This window comes from uncultured Blautia sp., from assembly GCF_902497045.1.
Classification (GTDB): Bacteria; Bacillota; Clostridia; order Lachnospirales; family Lachnospiraceae; genus Blautia_A.
On record NZ_CABVDF010000043.1, the window covers coordinates 1 to 17,153 of the forward strand.

The 17,153-nt window shown below is 45.7% G+C and carries 16 protein-coding genes; 4 read left to right on the forward strand and 12 right to left on the reverse strand.

The window, feature by feature from the left end; all coding sequences use genetic code 11:
- Positions 1–33 precede the first annotated feature (33 nt).
- Genes cobI through RDS42_RS05160 form a run of 3 tightly spaced genes read left to right on the forward strand, consistent with a single transcriptional unit; the run spans position 34 to position 2,312 of the window.
- A complete protein-coding gene (gene cobI / locus RDS42_RS05150) occupies positions 34–729 on the forward strand; it encodes a precorrin-2 C(20)-methyltransferase (protein ID WP_308782705.1) in 696 nt (231 codons plus the stop codon).
- On the forward strand, positions 726–1,568 hold the full coding sequence (locus RDS42_RS05155; protein WP_308782706.1) for an ABC transporter ATP-binding protein: 843 nt from the start codon (positions 726–728) through the stop codon (positions 1,566–1,568). The genes cobI and RDS42_RS05155 overlap by 4 nt, the downstream gene beginning before the upstream one ends.
- A gap of 12 nt (positions 1,569–1,580) precedes the next feature.
- Entirely contained in the window at positions 1,581–2,312 is a 732-nt protein-coding gene (locus RDS42_RS05160; protein ID WP_308782707.1) for an ABC transporter permease, read from the forward strand.
- A gap of 76 nt (positions 2,313–2,388) precedes the next feature.
- Here RDS42_RS05160 and RDS42_RS05165 read toward each other — a convergent pair whose 3' ends face one another.
- Positions 2,389–3,252, reverse strand: a complete 864-nt coding sequence (locus RDS42_RS05165; RefSeq protein ID WP_308782708.1) for a Cof-type HAD-IIB family hydrolase — start codon at positions 3,250–3,252, stop codon at positions 2,389–2,391.
- Positions 3,253–3,272: 20 nt separating this feature from the next.
- On the reverse strand, positions 3,273–4,130 hold the full coding sequence (locus RDS42_RS05170; RefSeq protein ID WP_308782709.1) for a pyridoxamine kinase: 858 nt from the start codon (positions 4,128–4,130) through the stop codon (positions 3,273–3,275).
- A 128-nt stretch (positions 4,131–4,258) separates the two neighbouring features.
- On the opposite strand from RDS42_RS05170, the gene RDS42_RS05175 reads away from it, so the two are divergent.
- Complete coding sequence (locus tag RDS42_RS05175; protein ID WP_308782710.1) at positions 4,259–5,635, forward strand: PLP-dependent aminotransferase family protein; 1,377 nt, start codon at positions 4,259–4,261, stop codon at positions 5,633–5,635.
- A 30-nt stretch (positions 5,636–5,665) separates the two neighbouring features.
- Here RDS42_RS05175 and RDS42_RS05180 read toward each other — a convergent pair whose 3' ends face one another.
- The 10 genes from RDS42_RS05180 to cbiD all read right to left on the reverse strand — a co-directional run bounded on the left by RDS42_RS05180 (position 5,666) and on the right by cbiD (position 17,129).
- Positions 5,666–6,307 (reverse strand): precorrin-8X methylmutase, encoded by a 642-nt coding sequence (locus tag RDS42_RS05180; protein WP_308782711.1) that lies wholly within the window; start codon positions 6,305–6,307, stop codon positions 5,666–5,668.
- Positions 6,297–7,826: a cobyric acid synthase gene (locus tag RDS42_RS05185; RefSeq protein ID WP_308782712.1), complete on the reverse strand. Its 1,530-nt coding sequence runs from the start codon at positions 7,824–7,826 to the stop codon at positions 6,297–6,299. Before RDS42_RS05185 ends, RDS42_RS05180 begins: the two co-directional genes overlap by 11 nt.
- A gap of 2 nt (positions 7,827–7,828) precedes the next feature.
- Positions 7,829–8,875 carry a threonine-phosphate decarboxylase CobD gene (cobD, locus tag RDS42_RS05190; protein WP_308782713.1) on the reverse strand — a complete coding sequence of 349 codons (1,047 nt, stop codon included), beginning with the start codon at positions 8,873–8,875 and terminating at the stop codon, positions 7,829–7,831.
- A gap of 67 nt (positions 8,876–8,942) precedes the next feature.
- Positions 8,943–9,914, reverse strand: coding sequence for an adenosylcobinamide-phosphate synthase CbiB (gene cbiB, locus RDS42_RS05195; RefSeq protein WP_308782720.1), 972 nt, complete (start codon positions 9,912–9,914; stop codon positions 8,943–8,945).
- A 34-nt stretch (positions 9,915–9,948) separates the two neighbouring features.
- A complete protein-coding gene (locus RDS42_RS05200; protein ID WP_308782714.1) occupies positions 9,949–11,325 on the reverse strand; it encodes a cobyrinate a,c-diamide synthase in 1,377 nt (458 codons plus the stop codon).
- 15 nt (positions 11,326–11,340) lie between these two features.
- Entirely contained in the window at positions 11,341–13,320 is a 1,980-nt protein-coding gene (gene cobK, locus RDS42_RS05205) for a precorrin-6A reductase (RefSeq protein ID WP_308782715.1), read from the reverse strand.
- Positions 13,313–14,044, reverse strand: coding sequence for a precorrin-3B C(17)-methyltransferase (cobJ, locus tag RDS42_RS05210; protein WP_308782716.1), 732 nt, complete (start codon positions 14,042–14,044; stop codon positions 13,313–13,315). The genes cobK and cobJ overlap by 8 nt, the downstream gene beginning before the upstream one ends.
- Positions 14,037–15,140: a cobalt-precorrin 5A hydrolase gene (locus RDS42_RS05215; protein ID WP_308782717.1), complete on the reverse strand. Its 1,104-nt coding sequence runs from the start codon at positions 15,138–15,140 to the stop codon at positions 14,037–14,039. The genes cobJ and RDS42_RS05215 overlap by 8 nt, the downstream gene beginning before the upstream one ends.
- Before the next feature lie 13 nt (positions 15,141–15,153).
- On the reverse strand, positions 15,154–15,912 hold the full coding sequence (gene cobM, locus RDS42_RS05220) for a precorrin-4 C(11)-methyltransferase (RefSeq protein ID WP_308782718.1): 759 nt from the start codon (positions 15,910–15,912) through the stop codon (positions 15,154–15,156).
- Positions 15,909–17,129, reverse strand: coding sequence for a cobalt-precorrin-5B (C(1))-methyltransferase CbiD (gene cbiD, locus RDS42_RS05225; RefSeq protein ID WP_308782719.1), 1,221 nt, complete (start codon positions 17,127–17,129; stop codon positions 15,909–15,911). The genes cobM and cbiD overlap by 4 nt, the downstream gene beginning before the upstream one ends.
- Positions 17,130–17,153 lie beyond the last annotated feature (24 nt).

Below are 17,153 nucleotides of genomic sequence, written 5' to 3' on the forward strand. Positions count from 1 at the left end.
AGAAATACTATCTTTTTAAGGAGGAACTTATTAATGAAAGGAACTTTATACGGGGTAGGCGTTGGCCCTGGAGATCCGGAGCTTATGACTCTGAAGGCTGTACGCCTGATCCGCGAAAATATGATCATTGCTGTTCCCGGCGCTGATCCCAAAGAAACGGTTGCATATAAAATCGCTGTTCAGGCAGTCCCTGAGCTTGCCGAAAAAGAGCTTTTACCAATTTATATGCCAATGACACATGATCCGGAGGAACTGGAAAAGAACCACACCAAAGGAGCAATGGCTTTAGAGGAAGTTCTTGACCAAGGTAAAAATATTGTATTTCTTACTCTGGGAGATCCCTGCGTATACTCTACTTTTTCCTATTTACAGAAACGTGTAGAAAAAGACGGTTATCACACAGAACTTGTCAGCGGTATAACATCTTTCTGCGCCGCTGCCGCCCGCCTGAACATTCCTCTTTCTGAATGGAATGAACAGCTCCATGTGGTTCCGGCCGTTCACCGTCTTGACAGCACTTTAAACGAATCCGGAAATTATATTCTTATGAAATCCGGAAAAAAAATGAACCAGGTAAAAGAAATTCTCTCCCAGAGCGGACGTGATGTTCTTATGGTAGAAAACTGCGGAATGGAAAACGAACATATTTACCGCAGTGTAGAGGAAATTCCGGATGATGCCGGATACTACTCCCTGATCATCGCAAAAGAATCGAAAACACTGTCATGATCGAAACAAAAAATCTTACGAAGACTTTTGACGGCTTCACAGCTGTAGACAATTTAAACCTAAAGATTGAATCCGGCGAATTTTTCGGGCTGCTCGGACCTAATGGCGCAGGAAAAACAACAACTATCAGTCTTTTATCTACGCTTCTTCTTCCCACAAAGGGAGAGATTCTGATCAACGGACAGACTCTTACCAGAAATCGTCCGGAACTGAAGCGTAAGATCAGTGTGATCACCCAGGAGTACTCCATGCGCCAGGATATGAACATGGATGAAATCATGGAATACCAGGGCCGGCTTTATTTTATGCCCAAAAAAGAAATCCGCAGAAGAACAGAGGAGCTGCTGGATTTCTGTGATCTTCTGAAATTCCGAAAACGTACCGTAAGGAAACTTTCCGGTGGCATGAAACGTAAGCTGATGGTATGCCGCGCACTGCTTACGGATCCGGAGATCCTTCTTCTGGATGAGCCTACAGCAGGAATGGATGCTTTATCCAGAAGGCAGATGTGGAATCTTCTGCGAAAACTGAACGGCAAAAACCTGACCATTCTCCTTACCACCCATTATATGGAAGAAGCACAGTCTCTCTGCGGCCGTGTTGCTTTGATGGATCATGGAAAGCTGGAAGAGATCAATACACCTTCCGGTCTGATCGACAGCCTTGGCAAATATACGGTTGATGAAATGCTGCCGGAGGAAACAAAAAGTCATTATTTCCATCATCGTCAGGAAGCTATAGAATTCCTTTCCGGTCTTACCGGACAGGCAGCCCTCAGGGAAACCACCCTGGAGGATGTTTTTGTAGAGCGGGCAGGCAGACACCTGTCTCCGTCATAAAGGAGGAGTTCGATGGGAATTATTACAATTTTATGGGAGAAATGGGTAGAATTTCGAAGAGATTTTTACAAAATCACTTTGGCTGCCATGATCGCACCTTTGATGTATCTAATCGTTTTCGGCATGGGGATTCAGACCATGTCCCACGGAGAACCTTACCTGAACTTCTTGATTCCGGGCGTTGTAGCGCTGACTACTATGAATGGAAGTTTTAATGCCATTGCACAGAATCTTAACGTTCAGCGCCTTTACGAAAAAGCCTTTGACCAGGTTATGATCTCCCCAACACCTTTGTGGCAGTTTATTGCCGGTCAGATTATTGGTGGAAGTCTCCGAGGACTTTATGCAGGCGGTATCATCCTGATCCTTACTGCACCTATTGAAACCGGACTGATTTTTAATGGCTGGTCTTTTTTTATCATGTTCCTGAATGGAGCGGTTTTTTCCGCTATTGGCGTAGTTGTTTCTTTCCTTGCCAAAAATCACGCGGACGTTCCAAGATTTTCAAACTACATCATCATGCCTATGGCTTATCTGTGCAATACCTTTTTTTCAACAGAAAAAATCCCTGGGATTTTGGGAGATATCGTAAGCATACTTCCTCTTTCTCAGACAAGCCAGATGATCCGAGGCATTTCTGCCGGCGGATCTGTAAATTTTGCAGGCATCGGCATTCTTCTCGGTTATCTTACCGTATTTACTGCCGGGGCTTCCTGGTTTATTTATAAAAAGAAAAATCTCTAAGTACAAACCGGCCGGATACAAGCTGCCATAGGAAGTCTGTATCCGGCTGTTTTTGTAAAATATTTTATTATACCTTTTATTCATTAAAACCAAAAAACTTTTCCAAAAATACAGCAGCCCCGTCATGATCATTATCCTCAGTTACATAAACTGCCGTTTCTTTTATATGAGCTGCAGCATTTCCCATTGCAACTGAAATTCCGGCCATTTGCAGCATCTCCAGATCATTATCGCTGTCGCCTATGGCAATCACATGCTCTTTGTCAATCCCAAGCTTTTTCATAACAGGAAGAAGTCCGTTTCCCTTATCTACACCTCTGGCATTAAATTCTGCATTTCCAGGAACTGATGATGTTACGCAGATTTCAGGATCACTGCTCCATGCTTTGCGGACTGCGGCTCCATATTCAGGCACTGCAAAAAACAAATTTAGTTTTTCAGCCTGATTCAAAAGTTCTTTCTGTTCTCTTAGATTTTCAAGATATGTATGTCCGGAAAGCATATACTCCGAAAATCTGCCCGGAATGTCCACATCAGAAAACCGCTCCAGATCTGCCTTATCCGCATAAACCTGTCCTTCCGCAAAAAATTCCACAAAATAAAGTATTTCTTTTCCTTCTTCTTTTACAAAAGCTTCTGCATCTGCAAGAATATGCTCTGCCATTCCCTCAGGCATGGGAAACCGCTTCAGAACACAGGAATTTTTCCAGTCCCAGACAACTGCTCCATTTTCCAGAACCCCATAAGGAATTCCTTTCAGAGCAGTCACATCCGACGGAAGAAGTCCAAGAGATCGCCCGCTGGCCGGAATCACATAATGTCCTTCATCAAGGAGTCTCTGCAGAACATCTGCAGTTCTTTTTGTCACCTGTCCCTGACTGTTCAGAAGCGTTCCGTCCATGTCCACTGCAACAATGTATCTTTCCTTCTTTTCTTCCATACTGTTCCAACCTCACTTTTTTATAATAATTCACTAAGATATTTTTCAAAACATACGCCTTCATTCCGGTCAGTTCCTTCCAGAACAGTATCATGGATAGCTTTCGAAATAAAATCTGCCGCTTTTTGTACAGATTCTGCCAGATCTGTTCCTTTCACCATCCCGGCACTTAATACAGAGGCAAACAGATCCCCTGTTCCAGAATAACTGCCTCCCTCTTTTTTTACCTTTACCCAGGTGCATCCCCTATGATCGGTAATCAGGTTTCCCATAGAAACAGATTTTTCCTCAATAAGGTCAATCCCTGTGATCACTGCCTCCACACCAAAGGCTTCCGCCAGTTTTTTTCCTGTTTTCTCAACTTCACCCATAAAATCTTTTTGATTCAATGCTGCCATCCACTTCCATCTTTCACGGATTTTTTCTTTTCCATAAAGAAGCAGCAGAGCTTCTGTCAGGTTTGGTGTGATAATTGACGCTTTTTCTGCTAAAATACGCATTTTTTCACAAAGAACTTCTGTATAAATAGGATATTCTGTTCCATTGTCTCCCATAACAGGATCTATTAGTATTTTTGTATTTTCATCACCAAAAATTTCAATAAACTCCAGAACCACATCTGCCTGAGCCGCGCCGGAAAGAAATCCTGTATAAATACCGTCCGGACGGAATCTCATCTGCTTCCAGCGAAGCATAATTTCTTCCATATGTTCTGTATAATCATTATAATAATATGTTTCAAATCCTGTCTGGGCACTTAGGATCGCCGTTGGAAGAGGGCATGCCTGAACTCCCATAACGGAAATCACCGGAATGGCTGCCGTAAGAGAACATTTTCCCATTCCCGAAAGATCATTGATCACTGCAATTTTTTTCAAAACATTTCTCCTCATCTTGCATTCTTTTATACTATGCTATAGAATAGCATCATCATGTATCTTAAAAAACGACCAGTTTTTCCTATTTTTAAAGGGACAGTTTAATCAAAAAGGAAGGAATCATTCTAATGTGCCCACATCCAAATACAGAAAAATCCTCAAAAAACCAGAGCTTTCTCTTTTCCAAAACAGACTCCGAACATCCGGAGCATCTGTATCTGCAGGTCTGTCATTACTATCGCGATCTGATTCTGACCCACCGCCTTCAGCCCGGAAGCCGGATGCCATCTCTGCGCAAATGCGCCCAGGAGCTTCAGCTAAGCCGTACCACCATAGAAAATGCCTATCTCCAGCTGGCAGCCGACGGATATATTATCTCCAAGGCTCAAAGCGGTTACTACGTCACAGATATCGCTCTCCAGAGCCCTATAGAAAAAAAATCTTCCGCACCGGAAGAACCGCCTTGTCTGTATGATCTTTCTTCCTCCGGCGTAGACAGAGAAAGCTTTCGTTTCGATCTATGGCAGAGATATCTGAAAAGCGCTCTGCGTCAGAACGAACGTCTGCTCTCTTATGGAGAACCTCAGGGGGAAGCTGATTTCCGTCAGACTCTGTCTGATTATGTAAGACAGCGGAGAAACATTACCTGTTCCCCGGATGACATTGTTATAGGTGCCGGTGTGCAGAGTCTCCTGCAGATTCTCTGCCCTCTTATAAAAAACAGAAAAAATGTATCCTTTCCCAATCCTTCTTTTGTACAGGGAAGCACCATCTTTTCTGATTTTGGATTTGAAATCCGGTATCGGAATAAAAACAGTGATGTGATCTATGTTTCCCCTGCCCATATGACGAAATGGGGAGAAATCATGCCTGTATCCAGACGTCTGGAGCTGATCCGCCATGCTGCTTCCAACAACAGCCTGATCATTGAAGATGATTTTGAAAACGAATTTGTTTATCTGCAAAAGCCTACTCCCTCTCTTTTCAGTCTTGCAGGAGGACGAAAAGTAGTCTATATGGGATCTTTTTCCAGACTGCTTCTTCCTTCCATCCGAATCAGCTTTATGATCCTGCCTCCTGAACTGACAGAAAAGTATCATGCCAAAGGCGCTTTTTATAATCAGACCGCCTCCAAGGCAGAACAGATCGCCCTTTGTCAGTTTATCCGGGACGGACATCTTTCCGCCCAGACCCGAAGACTGAAACGGCTTTATTCTGCCAAGCTGAAAGAGCTTCTTACTGTTGTACAGGAAATCTTCGGAAAAACATCAAAAATTCAGATCGGAGCCGCCGGTACCAGCCTGGCTCTTACCCTTCCCTGGACGGATTCCGGAGAAAATTTCAAAAAAAAGGCGCGGACCCGTGGCCTGCGCCTGAAGATACTACGGGAGGACACAGAAAGCGTTACCATACTTCTTTCCTGCTCCTCTCTCCCTACATCAGATTTTCAGCCTGCATGTGAACTTCTGAAAGAAATGATTTCAGAAAACTCCTCCGCCATTTGATCTAACCAGGCAAAATCCTTCTGACATATCTCAGTCTCTTCTATTATCGATCATATAAAGCAGGGCATTACAGATGCAGGCAGCAATATTGCTGCCTCCTTTGCGACCCTTTGCCACAATATAAGGGGCCCCGGATTCCATGATCAGCTCCTTGGACTGGACTACATTAACAAATCCTACCGGAACACCGATGATCAGCTCCGGATCCAGTCTGCCTTCCTGGATCAGTTCATAAAGGCGAACCAGAGCTGTAGGTGCATTTCCAATGGCAAAAATCAGCTTTTTGTCAAGAGAAGCTGCCTTGTCCATGCTGGCTGTAGCTCTTGTTGTACCGTTTTTCTTTGCTGTTTCTGCTACATCCTCATCAGATATAAAACAATAAACTTCTCCTCCATAGCGTGCAAGCGCCTTCTTGTTGATACCGGATTTTGCCATCTGCGTATCGGTTACGATACATGCCCCGTTCCGGATTGCCTCCAGAGCTTTTTCGATCACATCCGGAGAGAAGCACAGATTGTCTGCGTAATCAAAATCCGCGCTGGTATGGATACATCGTTTTACCACAAGCTCTGTTCCGGGGATCAGTTTTTTCTCACCCAGTTCTTCGGTAATGATCTCAAAACTTCTTTTTTCAATATCCATTGGTTTTACGTTTTCAAGTTCAACCTTCATTTTCTGTTCCTCCAATGCCTTCTTCCAGGATCTGATATATTTTCTTCATATCCAGATGTTTTCTCAGCTCTGCTGCCAGAATATCATACTGGGTTTCTTTAAAGGAAGCAAAATCCACACCTTCCATCTGAGAAACGTCAATTCCTTTTTTTTCTCCCACTGCACGGATCAGAGCAAGGGCAGATTCTTCTTTGTCAAAAATTCCATGTACATAGGTGCCGCAGATATTTTCAAAAACAGTCCCTTCTGTTTTTTCCTGTCCGCTGACTCCATCGCAAGTCCAGGTACTGGCATGAGCACCGGATTTCCAGGTACTTTCTCCCATGTGGATCTCATAGCCGGTAAACTCCACACCGCTTAACGGCTGATATTCTCCCTGGATTTCCAGATACCTGCCGGTAACCTGTGTCCGTGTTTTTTTCTCCGCAAAAACCGTATCCATAGGAAGAAGCCCCATACCTCTCATGGTACCGCCGGCTTCCACCCCGTGGGGATCACTTAAAGATTCTCCCAGCATCTGATATCCTCCGCAGATGCCAAACACAAAGGTTCCTCTGGCGGCAGCCTTCAAAATCAGAGCCTCCATGCCGCTCTCCCTAAGCCACTGAAGATCCTCCATGGTATTTTTTGTGCCGGGAAGCATGATCACATCCGGATTCTTCAGCTCCGCAGGATGTTTTACATAACGAAGAGAGACTCCCGGAATACTCTCAAACGGATTAAAATCTGTAAAATTTGAAATTCTCGGTACGCGGATCACAGCAATATCAATCAGTCCGATTTCCTGGTCTCTGTCAAACCGGTCTGTCAGACTGTCTTCATCTTCCACCTGGATATCCAGATAAGGAGCCACACCAACCACCGGAATGCGGCACTTCTCCTCCAGCATTTCCACACCGGGATCCAGAATGGTCTTATCCCCGCGGAATTTATTGATGATAAGCCCTTTGACCATATCTCTTTCATCCGGCTCCAGAAGCTCTACCGTACCATAAAGCTGGGCAAACACTCCGCCTCTGTCAATATCTCCTACCAGAAGGACCGGAGCGGCGGCCATTTTTGCCATACCCATATTTACGATATCCTCTGTTTTCAGATTGATCTCTGCAGGACTTCCGGCTCCCTCAATAACAATAATATCGTTTTCGGATGCAAGTGTATTATAAGCTTTCATTACATCCGGCACTAATTTTTTCTTATACTTAAAATAATCTCTGGCGCTCATTGTACCCAGGACTTCTCCGTTTACGATCACCTGAGAACCTACATCATTAGTAGGCTTCAGGAGGATCGGGTTCATCAGCACAGAAGGAGCGATTCCTGCCGCCTCTGCCTGCATTACCTGTGCCCGTCCCATTTCCAGCCCTTCCTCTGTGATAAAGGAATTCAGCGCCATGTTCTGTGATTTAAAGGGAGCCACCCGGTATCCGTCCTGCTTAAAAATGCGGCATAATCCTGCTGCAAGAAGACTTTTTCCCGCATTTGACATGGTTCCCTGTACCATGATTGCTTTAGCCATGTTCAGTTTTCCTCCAGACAATTTTTCAATGCTTCCAGAAGCTTTTCATTTTCCGCCCGTGTGCGTACTGCAATCCGGTAATAACCATCAGACAGTCCCGGATAGTTGCTGCAGTCACGAAGGATCACACCATTTTGGATCCCTTTTTCAAAAAGCCCCGGCTTCCCCCGGAAAAAAATATAATTGGCCTCAGAGGGATATACCCGGAACCCCAGCTCCTTCAATCCTTCTTTCAGGTAAACAGCTTCCTCAAACACAAGCTTCCGTCCCTGTTCCACATACGAACCTTCCTTCAAAGCCGCAATCCCTGCCGCCTGCGCCATAACAGAAATATTCCAGGGCTGGGTCACCTGGGCCATTTTTTCCAGAAGCTCTCTGTTTTCGCTGAGTCCATATCCCAGACGGACACCTGCCATCGCATAACGCTTGGTAAACGCTTTCAGGATAAAAAGATTGTGATATCTTGGAAGCTGTGCCTTCAGAGAATATTTCCCCGGCTCTTTGATAAAGTCAAGGAAACATTCGTCTACAACAAGCAGGATCCCCAGTTCCCGGCAGTTGCGCAGCACACGGAATAAAAACTCTCTGTCTGTCAGGATGCCTGTGGGATTATTTGGATTGCACAGAAACACCATGTCCAGGTCTCTGTGAAGCCAGTCAATAAAGCTTTCCTGCATCTGAAAGGTATCCTCTTCCCGAAGGAGCACATGCTCCACTTCACACCCCACACTTGCAAGAGCCTGTTCATATTCTGCAAAAGTCGGAATCGGGATCAGCGCCCTTTTCGGACGTACCGCCTGACAAAGGGAAAAAATCAGTTCTGCAGCTCCGTTTCCGCAGATGATATGCTCTGGATCCATATCCTCATATTTTCCCAGAGCCTCTTTCAGAGGAGCATAGCCAACCTGAGGATAATCTCCCAGATGCTCCAGACTGCCCCGGACCGCTTCTTTTATACTTTCCGGTGTTCCTAAAGGGTTACAGTTGGCGGAAAAATCAAGGCAGTCCCGATAAGTATAAATATTTCCTCCATGTATATGTTTGTTCATTGTCTTTCTCCTGTATTGTCACATCATGAAATACCGATGCTTCTTCCTTTTCTTTTGATAACAAATACTACACCAGAAGCTGTACCAGAAGTCTTCCTCCAAGACAAAGGAGTACGCTGAGTACAGAAGCCCCGTACAAAAGCCGGTTGGCACGTCTGATATCCTCCGGCTCCACTTCCCGAAGCTTATCTCCGATTGTTGGCTTTTCATATAATTTTCCAAAATAATATGCATTTCCCGCAAGCTGCACTCTTAAGGCGCCTGCCACTGCCGCCTCCGTCTGGGCAGAGTTGGGACTTGCATGGTTCCTTCTGTCTCTTTTATAGATTTTTGCTGCATTTTTTCCATCCATTCCTGTCAAAAACGCAGCGGCTACCATCAGCCATCCGGAAATCCTTGCAGGGATATAATTTGCAAGATCATCCAGCTTTGCCGCACAGCGGCCAAAATACAGATATCTGTCATTTTTGTAGCCCAGCATAGAATCCATGGTGTTGATCCCTTTATACAGGAACATCAGAGGAACACCGCCCAACGCCATATAAAGCATAGGCGCGATCACTCCGTCGGAACCATTTTCCGCCACAGTTTCCACCGCTGCCTTGGTTACGCCTTCCTCTGTAAGCTCTGCCGTATCCCGTCCCACAATCATAGAAACCGCATAGCGGGCTTCCTCAATGGTACCGTTTTTCAGACGGTCATATACCTTCATACTTTCATCCTTTAAGGATTTTGTGGCAAGAAGCTGATAGCACCAGAAGGTTTCCAGTGCAAGTCCCGCCAGAGGCATATATCGATACAGCACAGATAAAACCACCCAGGGAACCCCCAGAGAAATAAGACACACCAGAACAACTTCCAGAACTCCTCCGGACAATTCTCCTTTTTCTGTTTTCGAAAAAATTTTCCTGATTCCTTTTTCAAGCAATGCGATCAGATTTCCGATCAGGCATACCGGATGATACAGCCATCTGGGATCTCCGATCAAAAGATCCAGTAAGTACCCTGCTGCCAGGGCAATGGTATGATAAAGCAAAATTTCCTCTTCCTGACACAGTGTCTACAGTAAAATTCTATATCCTGTGTCTTTGTTTTTTATATTCAAGACATTTTTTTAGAAACGCCTCCGGTATTCGTGGATTCCCATAGTAGTACAGATGCGGAAAGCCTGCAAAAAGAGTGTCCGTCCCATGAATACACTCCCATCCTCTGGTGCTTTCCGGCTTCTGTGCATAAAAATCTCCGCCGCAGTTTTCCGAATCAAAATAATGAAATTCATGAGCGGGAATCTCTCCCAGATTCTTTTCTCCCAGAACTGTTTTTTTCTGCTGAAGAGAAATATAGCCAAATCTGGAAAGTCTGGGTGTCCGGTATACTTTTCCCGGAATCACGCCTGCCATATGACGGATCTGTCCGTCCATATCTTCCATTTCCTCATGAAGATACATAAATCCTCCGCACTCTGCCATGCAGGGAAGTCCGGCTTTGATCCTTTGTCTGATCTCTTCTTTCACAGAATTATTTTTTTCCAGCTCCTGTCCGTTCAGCTCCGGATAGCCTCCATAGAGAAGAATACCGTCCACCTCCTCCGGAAGATGTCTGTCATGAATGGGCGAAAAGGGCACAAGCTCTGCTCCCATTTCTCTGAGGATCCTGAAATTATCTTCATAAAAGAAACAAAATGCCTCATCCTCAGCCACTCCGATCCGCACCGGTTCCTCCAGAACAAACTCCGGTTTTACTGAGATCTCATCCATATCCGGCGCACTTTCTGCCAGCCTTTGGATTCCTTCCATATCCAGTGTGTTCTCCAGAATTTCCGCCAGCTTATAAAGGCGGCTTTTCAGTTCCGGGATCTCATGAGGAAGAACCAGCCCCAGATGACGGCTTTCGATCACACAGTCTTCCACCCGGGGCACATACCCCAGCACCACGATCCCCAGTTCTCTCTCCACCAGTTCCTTCATTCTGGGATACAGCATGGGAGACATCTGATTAAAGATCACGCCTTTGATATGACTGTCCTTTTTATATTCCAGAAAACCTTTGATGTAAGCTGACAGCGAAACACTCATCCCCTTACTGTTTACAATAAGGATCACCGGTGTATCGGTCACTCTGGCAAGGTCATATGCACTTGCCCGTGTAGTTGTTCCTCCAACGCCGTCATAAAATCCCATGACTCCCTCCATCACAGAGATGTCACAGCCAACGGCATTCTTTTGAAAAATTCCCCTTGTGATATTCTCCGAAGTAAAAAAGGTATCCAGATTTCTGGATCTTGTGCCGATCACTCTGCTGTGGAACATAGGGTCAATGTAATCCGGCCCGCACTTAAAAGAAGCTGTTTTTAACCCTCTGCCGACCAGCGCCTGGAGAAGTCCGCAGGTGATCAGTGTTTTGCCGCTTCCGCTGGCTCCTGCTGCCAGAAGTATCCTGGGTATTTTCATAAGCTTCTCCTCCTTTTATCTGACTTCCTGAATAGTAATCACATAAATAGGATTTTCTCCCATCATCATGTGATAGCGGCCGATGGATTTTGATCTGGAAACTGCAAGCTGTACAATATCTGTTTCCCATACGGTATTTTCATCCTCTGCCTTCAGCTGCCGGATACATTCCATGGCTTCACTGACCGTTTCCAGAGTGATACAGTTGATCACCATCCGGACGTTTCTGTTTTTTTCAAGAAGGACATGGATGATTTCTTTAAGATTTCCGGAAGACCCTCCAATAAAAGCATGCGTAGGAGCCGGAAGCCCTTCCAGAGCCTCCGGGGCTGTTCCTGCTATAACTTCCATGTGGTCAAGAGCAAACTTTTCTTTGTTCTGTCGGATAAGGTCAAGGGCGTCTTCTTTTTTCTCAATGGCATACACTCTGCCTTCTGTGGCACAGAGCGCCATTTCCACAGAAACCGATCCTGTCCCTGCTCCTACGTCATAACATACCGAATCCTTTTTCAGTTTCAGTTTTCCCATAGAAACGGTACGGACTTCTGTTTTTGTCATAGGAGCTTTTCCCCTGATAAATTCCTCATCGGGAAGTCCGTGGGTAGCTGCTTCTTCTACTGCCGTTTCATTATATGCGCAGATCACACTGAGAGCATCTCCCTGATACTCGGTCAGTTCACTTGCTTTTTTTACAAAAATCTTTTCATTGTCATAAGAAAGATTCTCACCCACATAGAGAAGAACATCTCCCATTCCATAAAAAGTCAGCTTACGGGCAAGCTCTGCCGTTCCCTCTGGGGTTCCCAGAATGGCAAATACCTTTTTGTTTGAACGGATCTGGGACACCAGATTACAGCTTTTTCCATGAGCGCTGACAATTTTGGCATCATCCCAGGACAGTCCTATCTTTGCCATAAAATAAACCACTGAGGAGATTCCGCAGATCACCTGCGTATCCTCTCCCAGAAGCTCCAGAAGCTTTTTGGCTCCACTGTAAAAACCAACATCGCCGGAAAGGGCAATCACCACTTTTCTGTACTGCGGATGGCTGTGGATATAGTCTGCGATCTCCTGACTTCTGTATTCATAAAATACATCCTGATGGGGAAGACGAACGGCATCTGCCATTCTTTTTGCACCTATGATCAGATCTGCATTTTCTACGGCAGTTTTTCCCTGAACAGTCATAGTATCCCGGCTTCCCATGCCAATACCCAGAAGCGTTACCTGTGGCTTCATGGAAAACTGAAATTTCTCTGCCAGCACAGAGCAGGCATCTGCAAGTGTTATTCCCTGTTCATTTAACGGGCGGCCGATGATCACCGGTATCACTCCGCAGGAAACGGCTGCCTGTATCTTTTCCAGAAAACCGCCGGCTTTTCCGGAATCCTTTGTAACCAGATAACGGCAGTCATACTGTTTCAACATGGCTGCATTCATCTCCTCCGAAAAAGGCCCCTGCATGGCAATCAGATTTCTTCCTTCAAACCCCAGTTCCCTGCAGGTGTCGATCACAGAAGGAAGAGAAAGAACCCGGGCAAAAAGGCGTTTCTGAAAATCCGGAACACCGGTAAACAGTTTTAACTCCTTGCTTCCTGTAGTAAGGAGAACGTTTCCCTCTGTGGTTTTCAGGAATTCCGCCGCCTCTTCCGTGCTTTCTACATACACGGCTTTCTGATGACTGCTTTCCTCCCGCAGAACCCGGATATAGGAGATTCTGTTTTTTTCACAGGCCCTGCGGATATTTTCAGTTACCTCAGCAGCATAGGGATGGGTGGCATCCAGAACGATCTCCGGTCTTTCCATCTCAAAAAGAGCTTCCATCTCCTCTTCCGAAAGGCGTTTCCCCTGTACATGAAGAAAAGAACTTTCCGAAAGAGACTTCGTTCCGTACTCTGTAGCCACACAGCCAAGAACCTGGACCTGATGCTCTGCCAGAAAACGGCACAGCTCATATCCTTCTGTTGTGCCTGCAAATACAATGGCTTTATACATTCCGATATCCTCTTGGCGTTACCATTTTTCCATTGATCTCTTTTGTCTGAGAGTTGCCGATAAATACGGTAGTAAACATATCTACCTTTGTATCACGAAGCTCCTTCAAGGTCATAAGGTGATATTCTTCTCCCTCTCTTCCGATATTGGCAACCGTGCCGCATACGGTTTCCGGAGATTTGTACTGCATCATCAGATCACATGCCTTCTGCAGATAATCATGCCGCTTCCTGCTGGAAGGATTATAAAGACAGATCACAAAGTCTGCCTGGGATGCCCCCAGAAGACGGGCTTCGATCTTTTCCCAGGGGGTGAGAAGGTCGCTGAGACTGATAAGACAGAAATCGTGGATCAAAGGAGCACCAAGAACGGCAGCTCCGCCCAGAGCAGCAGTAACACCGGGAACGATCTCCAGTTCCACCTCCGGATATTTCACACCAACCTCGTACATAAGTCCTGCCATTCCATAGACACCTGCGTCTCCGCTGCAAATCATGGAGACTACTTTTCCCTTCATCGCCTCCTCAAAAGCAAGAACACAGCGGTCTACCTCTTTTTTCATCGGTGTGGTAAGAAATTCTTTATCTGCAAAGGTATCTTTTACAAGATCCACATATACGGTATATCCAATGATCACATCACTGGCTTTTAATGCTTCCATGGCGATCCCGGTCATCTGGTCACAGCCTCCCGGGCCGATTCCTACTACATATATTTTATTCAAAACGTACCTCCCATGTCCGGATGGCAAGAGCAGTTGTCACTCCGTCCTCTCCGGATTTTCTTTTTATCAGTGTCCCGTCTGACGCCCCCAGTACAGCGCTTCGTTCACAGACATTCTCTACTCCTGTGATCTTTTTTACAAAAGAGGAAGGGGTAAAATCTCCCTGCACCTCCATTAACGCTTCACTGTCCCAGGTACGGAACGGAATTTTATTTTTTTCTGCATAATCAAGCAGCCCCGGCTCATTTTTTTTCAGTGAAATGCTTGCCAGCTGCTCCACTGCCTGAAGAAATACATCTGCTTCCTCCATGCATCTGTCCGCAGCTTTTTCTATGGCTTCCGCTTCTTTATCTCTCCTGCACCCCATACCAAGAGTCAGAATCCGGGGTATCACCTGCACAGTAGATAAAAATGGCTTACAGGATTTATGGATCGTAACCGCTATCCCAATCTCCGGATACTGCTCCGGGTTCTTTTGGATACTTTCCGATTTCTCTGACTCTTCGTCTGGCTCTTCCTGTAATTTTCCATAAATATCACATAGAACAAGTCCCTCCGGGAGTTCCCCCTTCCAGGGAAATTCACTGTAAAATCCAACCTTTTTACCTGCCAGAAGCGCTGCAGACACTTCTTTTGCCGCCGTCATATTCCGGATATCACAACCGTTCTTTTTTGCAAAAACATCTACGGCAAAACGTCTGTGAAGATCTGTAGCCGTAGTCACTACAGGCTGTGCCCCCAGAATCTGTGCACTTTGCAAAGCCAGTTCATTGGCGCCTCCCAGGTGACCGGACAGCAGAGAGATTACAAAGTTTCCGCATTCGTCGATCACCAGTACTGCCGGATCAGACTTTTTGGACGCCACATAAGGAGCAATGCTCCTTACTGCTATCCCGCAGGCTCCCACAAATAAAATTCCATCATCCAGGGGAAAACGACCGCCTGCCCATTTTACAGTACTTTCTGTAACAGAATCTTCCAGATATTTACTTTTTTTTGCAAGAAGAACCTTATGCCCCTGTTCCTCAAGTCCGGTCTTCAGCCTTTCTGCGGTATGAAGTCCGGTAAGACTGAAGCAGATTATCGAAAGTTTCATCCGCTGCTCCTTTTTATTTGGTGGCTTTTCGGAATTCAGTGGTAAAAGAAGGATCATACAGCTTGGATCTGTCATAATGTGCTGCCTTTACTGCATCACCAATGATCATCAGGGCAGTTTTTGTAATATTATTCTCTGCTGCTGTTTTTGCCAGTGTTCCTACTGTACAGATAAATTTCTTTTCATCCGGCCAGGTTGCCTTATACACAATAGCTGCCGGTGTATCCTCTGTATATCCGCCTTCGATCAGTCTCCTGCTTAATTCCTCCAGCATTCCGGTGCTTAAAAACACCACCATAGATGCCTGATGTGCCGCAAAAGACTGGATGCTTTCTTTGGACGGAACCGGTGTACGTCCTTCCATTCTGGTAATGATCACACTCTGAGAAATATCCGGAAGGGTATATTCCAGATCCAGCGCACTTGCAGCTCCGCAGAAAGAGCTGACGCCAGGACAGGAATCATAAGCAATACCCTTTTCATCCAGAATGTCCATCTGTTCACGGATTGCTCCGTAGATACAGGGATCTCCTGTATGGAGACGGACCGTGGTTTTTCCTTCTGCCTCCGCTCTTTCCATAACAGAGATCACTTCCTCCAGCGTCATTTTTGCGCTGTTGTGAATGGTACAAACATCCTTGCTGTATTCCAGAAGCTGCGGATTCACAAGAGAACCTGCATATATGATCACATCTGCTTCTTCCAGATATTTTTTTCCTCTGACTGTAATAAGATCCGGTGCTCCCGGTCCTGCTCCTACAAAATGTATCATTCTTTTTCTCCTTTAGCTATTTTTTTGATCAGTTCTGACGCATTGGCTGTCTGACCCAGGTAACCATACTCATTAGAAAAAATCACAGCTCCCAGAAGAATCTGATGATAGGACCGATGATCCAGATAAAACTGAATCTTCTCCAGTATCACTTTCATGACCTCTTCCATCAGATCATATTTTTTCAGCACAGATAGCGCTTCGTCAGTGGTGTTGCACTGCAGGAGTTCCTGCGCGCATGCAAGACTGCCCCCCGCACGGACAGCTGCCGCACAAAAAACCTCCATTCTTCCATCCGCACTGTGAGAATGGGTGTTCATGATTCCTGCTGCAACCTTAATAAATTTTCCGATATGTGCAACAAAAAGAATGCCTTTTGCTCCCATATCTACAGCCATATCTATGGTCTCTCCCACATAATTGCTGCATTTAATATTTTTTTCAAAAGGGAGCTCCATATGCTCTCTTAAAAAATCTGCACCATAATTTCCCGGCGTCACCAGAAGATATTCCTCTTCCATGGCAATATGCTGGCTCATTTCCACCCGGATACTGTCGATCAGAGCTTTTTCACTCATAGGCTCCACAATGCCCGAGGTTCCCAGAATGGAGATTCCTCCCACAATACCAAGTCTTGGATTAAAAGTCTTTTTGGCAATTTCCTCACCTTTCGGTACAGATATAGTGATCTTCAGTCTGCCTTCATAATCAAATCTGTCTGCGGCCTCCTCCGCAGATCTCAGGATCATAGCCTTGGGTACAGGATTGATGGCAGCCTCACCAACAGGCTGCTTCAGACCGGGTCTGGTCACTCGTCCAACTCCCGCTCCTCCATCTATCAGGAAACGGTCTTTATTTTCCGTCAGTTCCTTCTGGTCTGCCTCCATGCCGGTCTGCTCCGAAGCATCAGATGCTGACAGTTTTTCTGCCCGGGCATATACCAGAATCCCGTCTGTAGTATCCGGATCATCTCCGGCATCCTTACGGACCGCACAGCTTACTGCATTTTCTTCCTGCCGGATATCCAGAAGCTCCAGATTTAAAAGGATCCCTTTTGGAGTCATCAGCTCTACTTCTGAGATTTTCTTGCCCCCAAGAAGAATCTCGGCCGCTCCCTTTACTGCAGCTGCCGCACAGGAACCCGTGGTATAACCAAAGCGAAGTTTTTTCTGATTCCGTATCACATAATGATCTTCCAGTCCTGTCCTATGTGCCATAAAATCCCTCCTTATTTCCGTTCA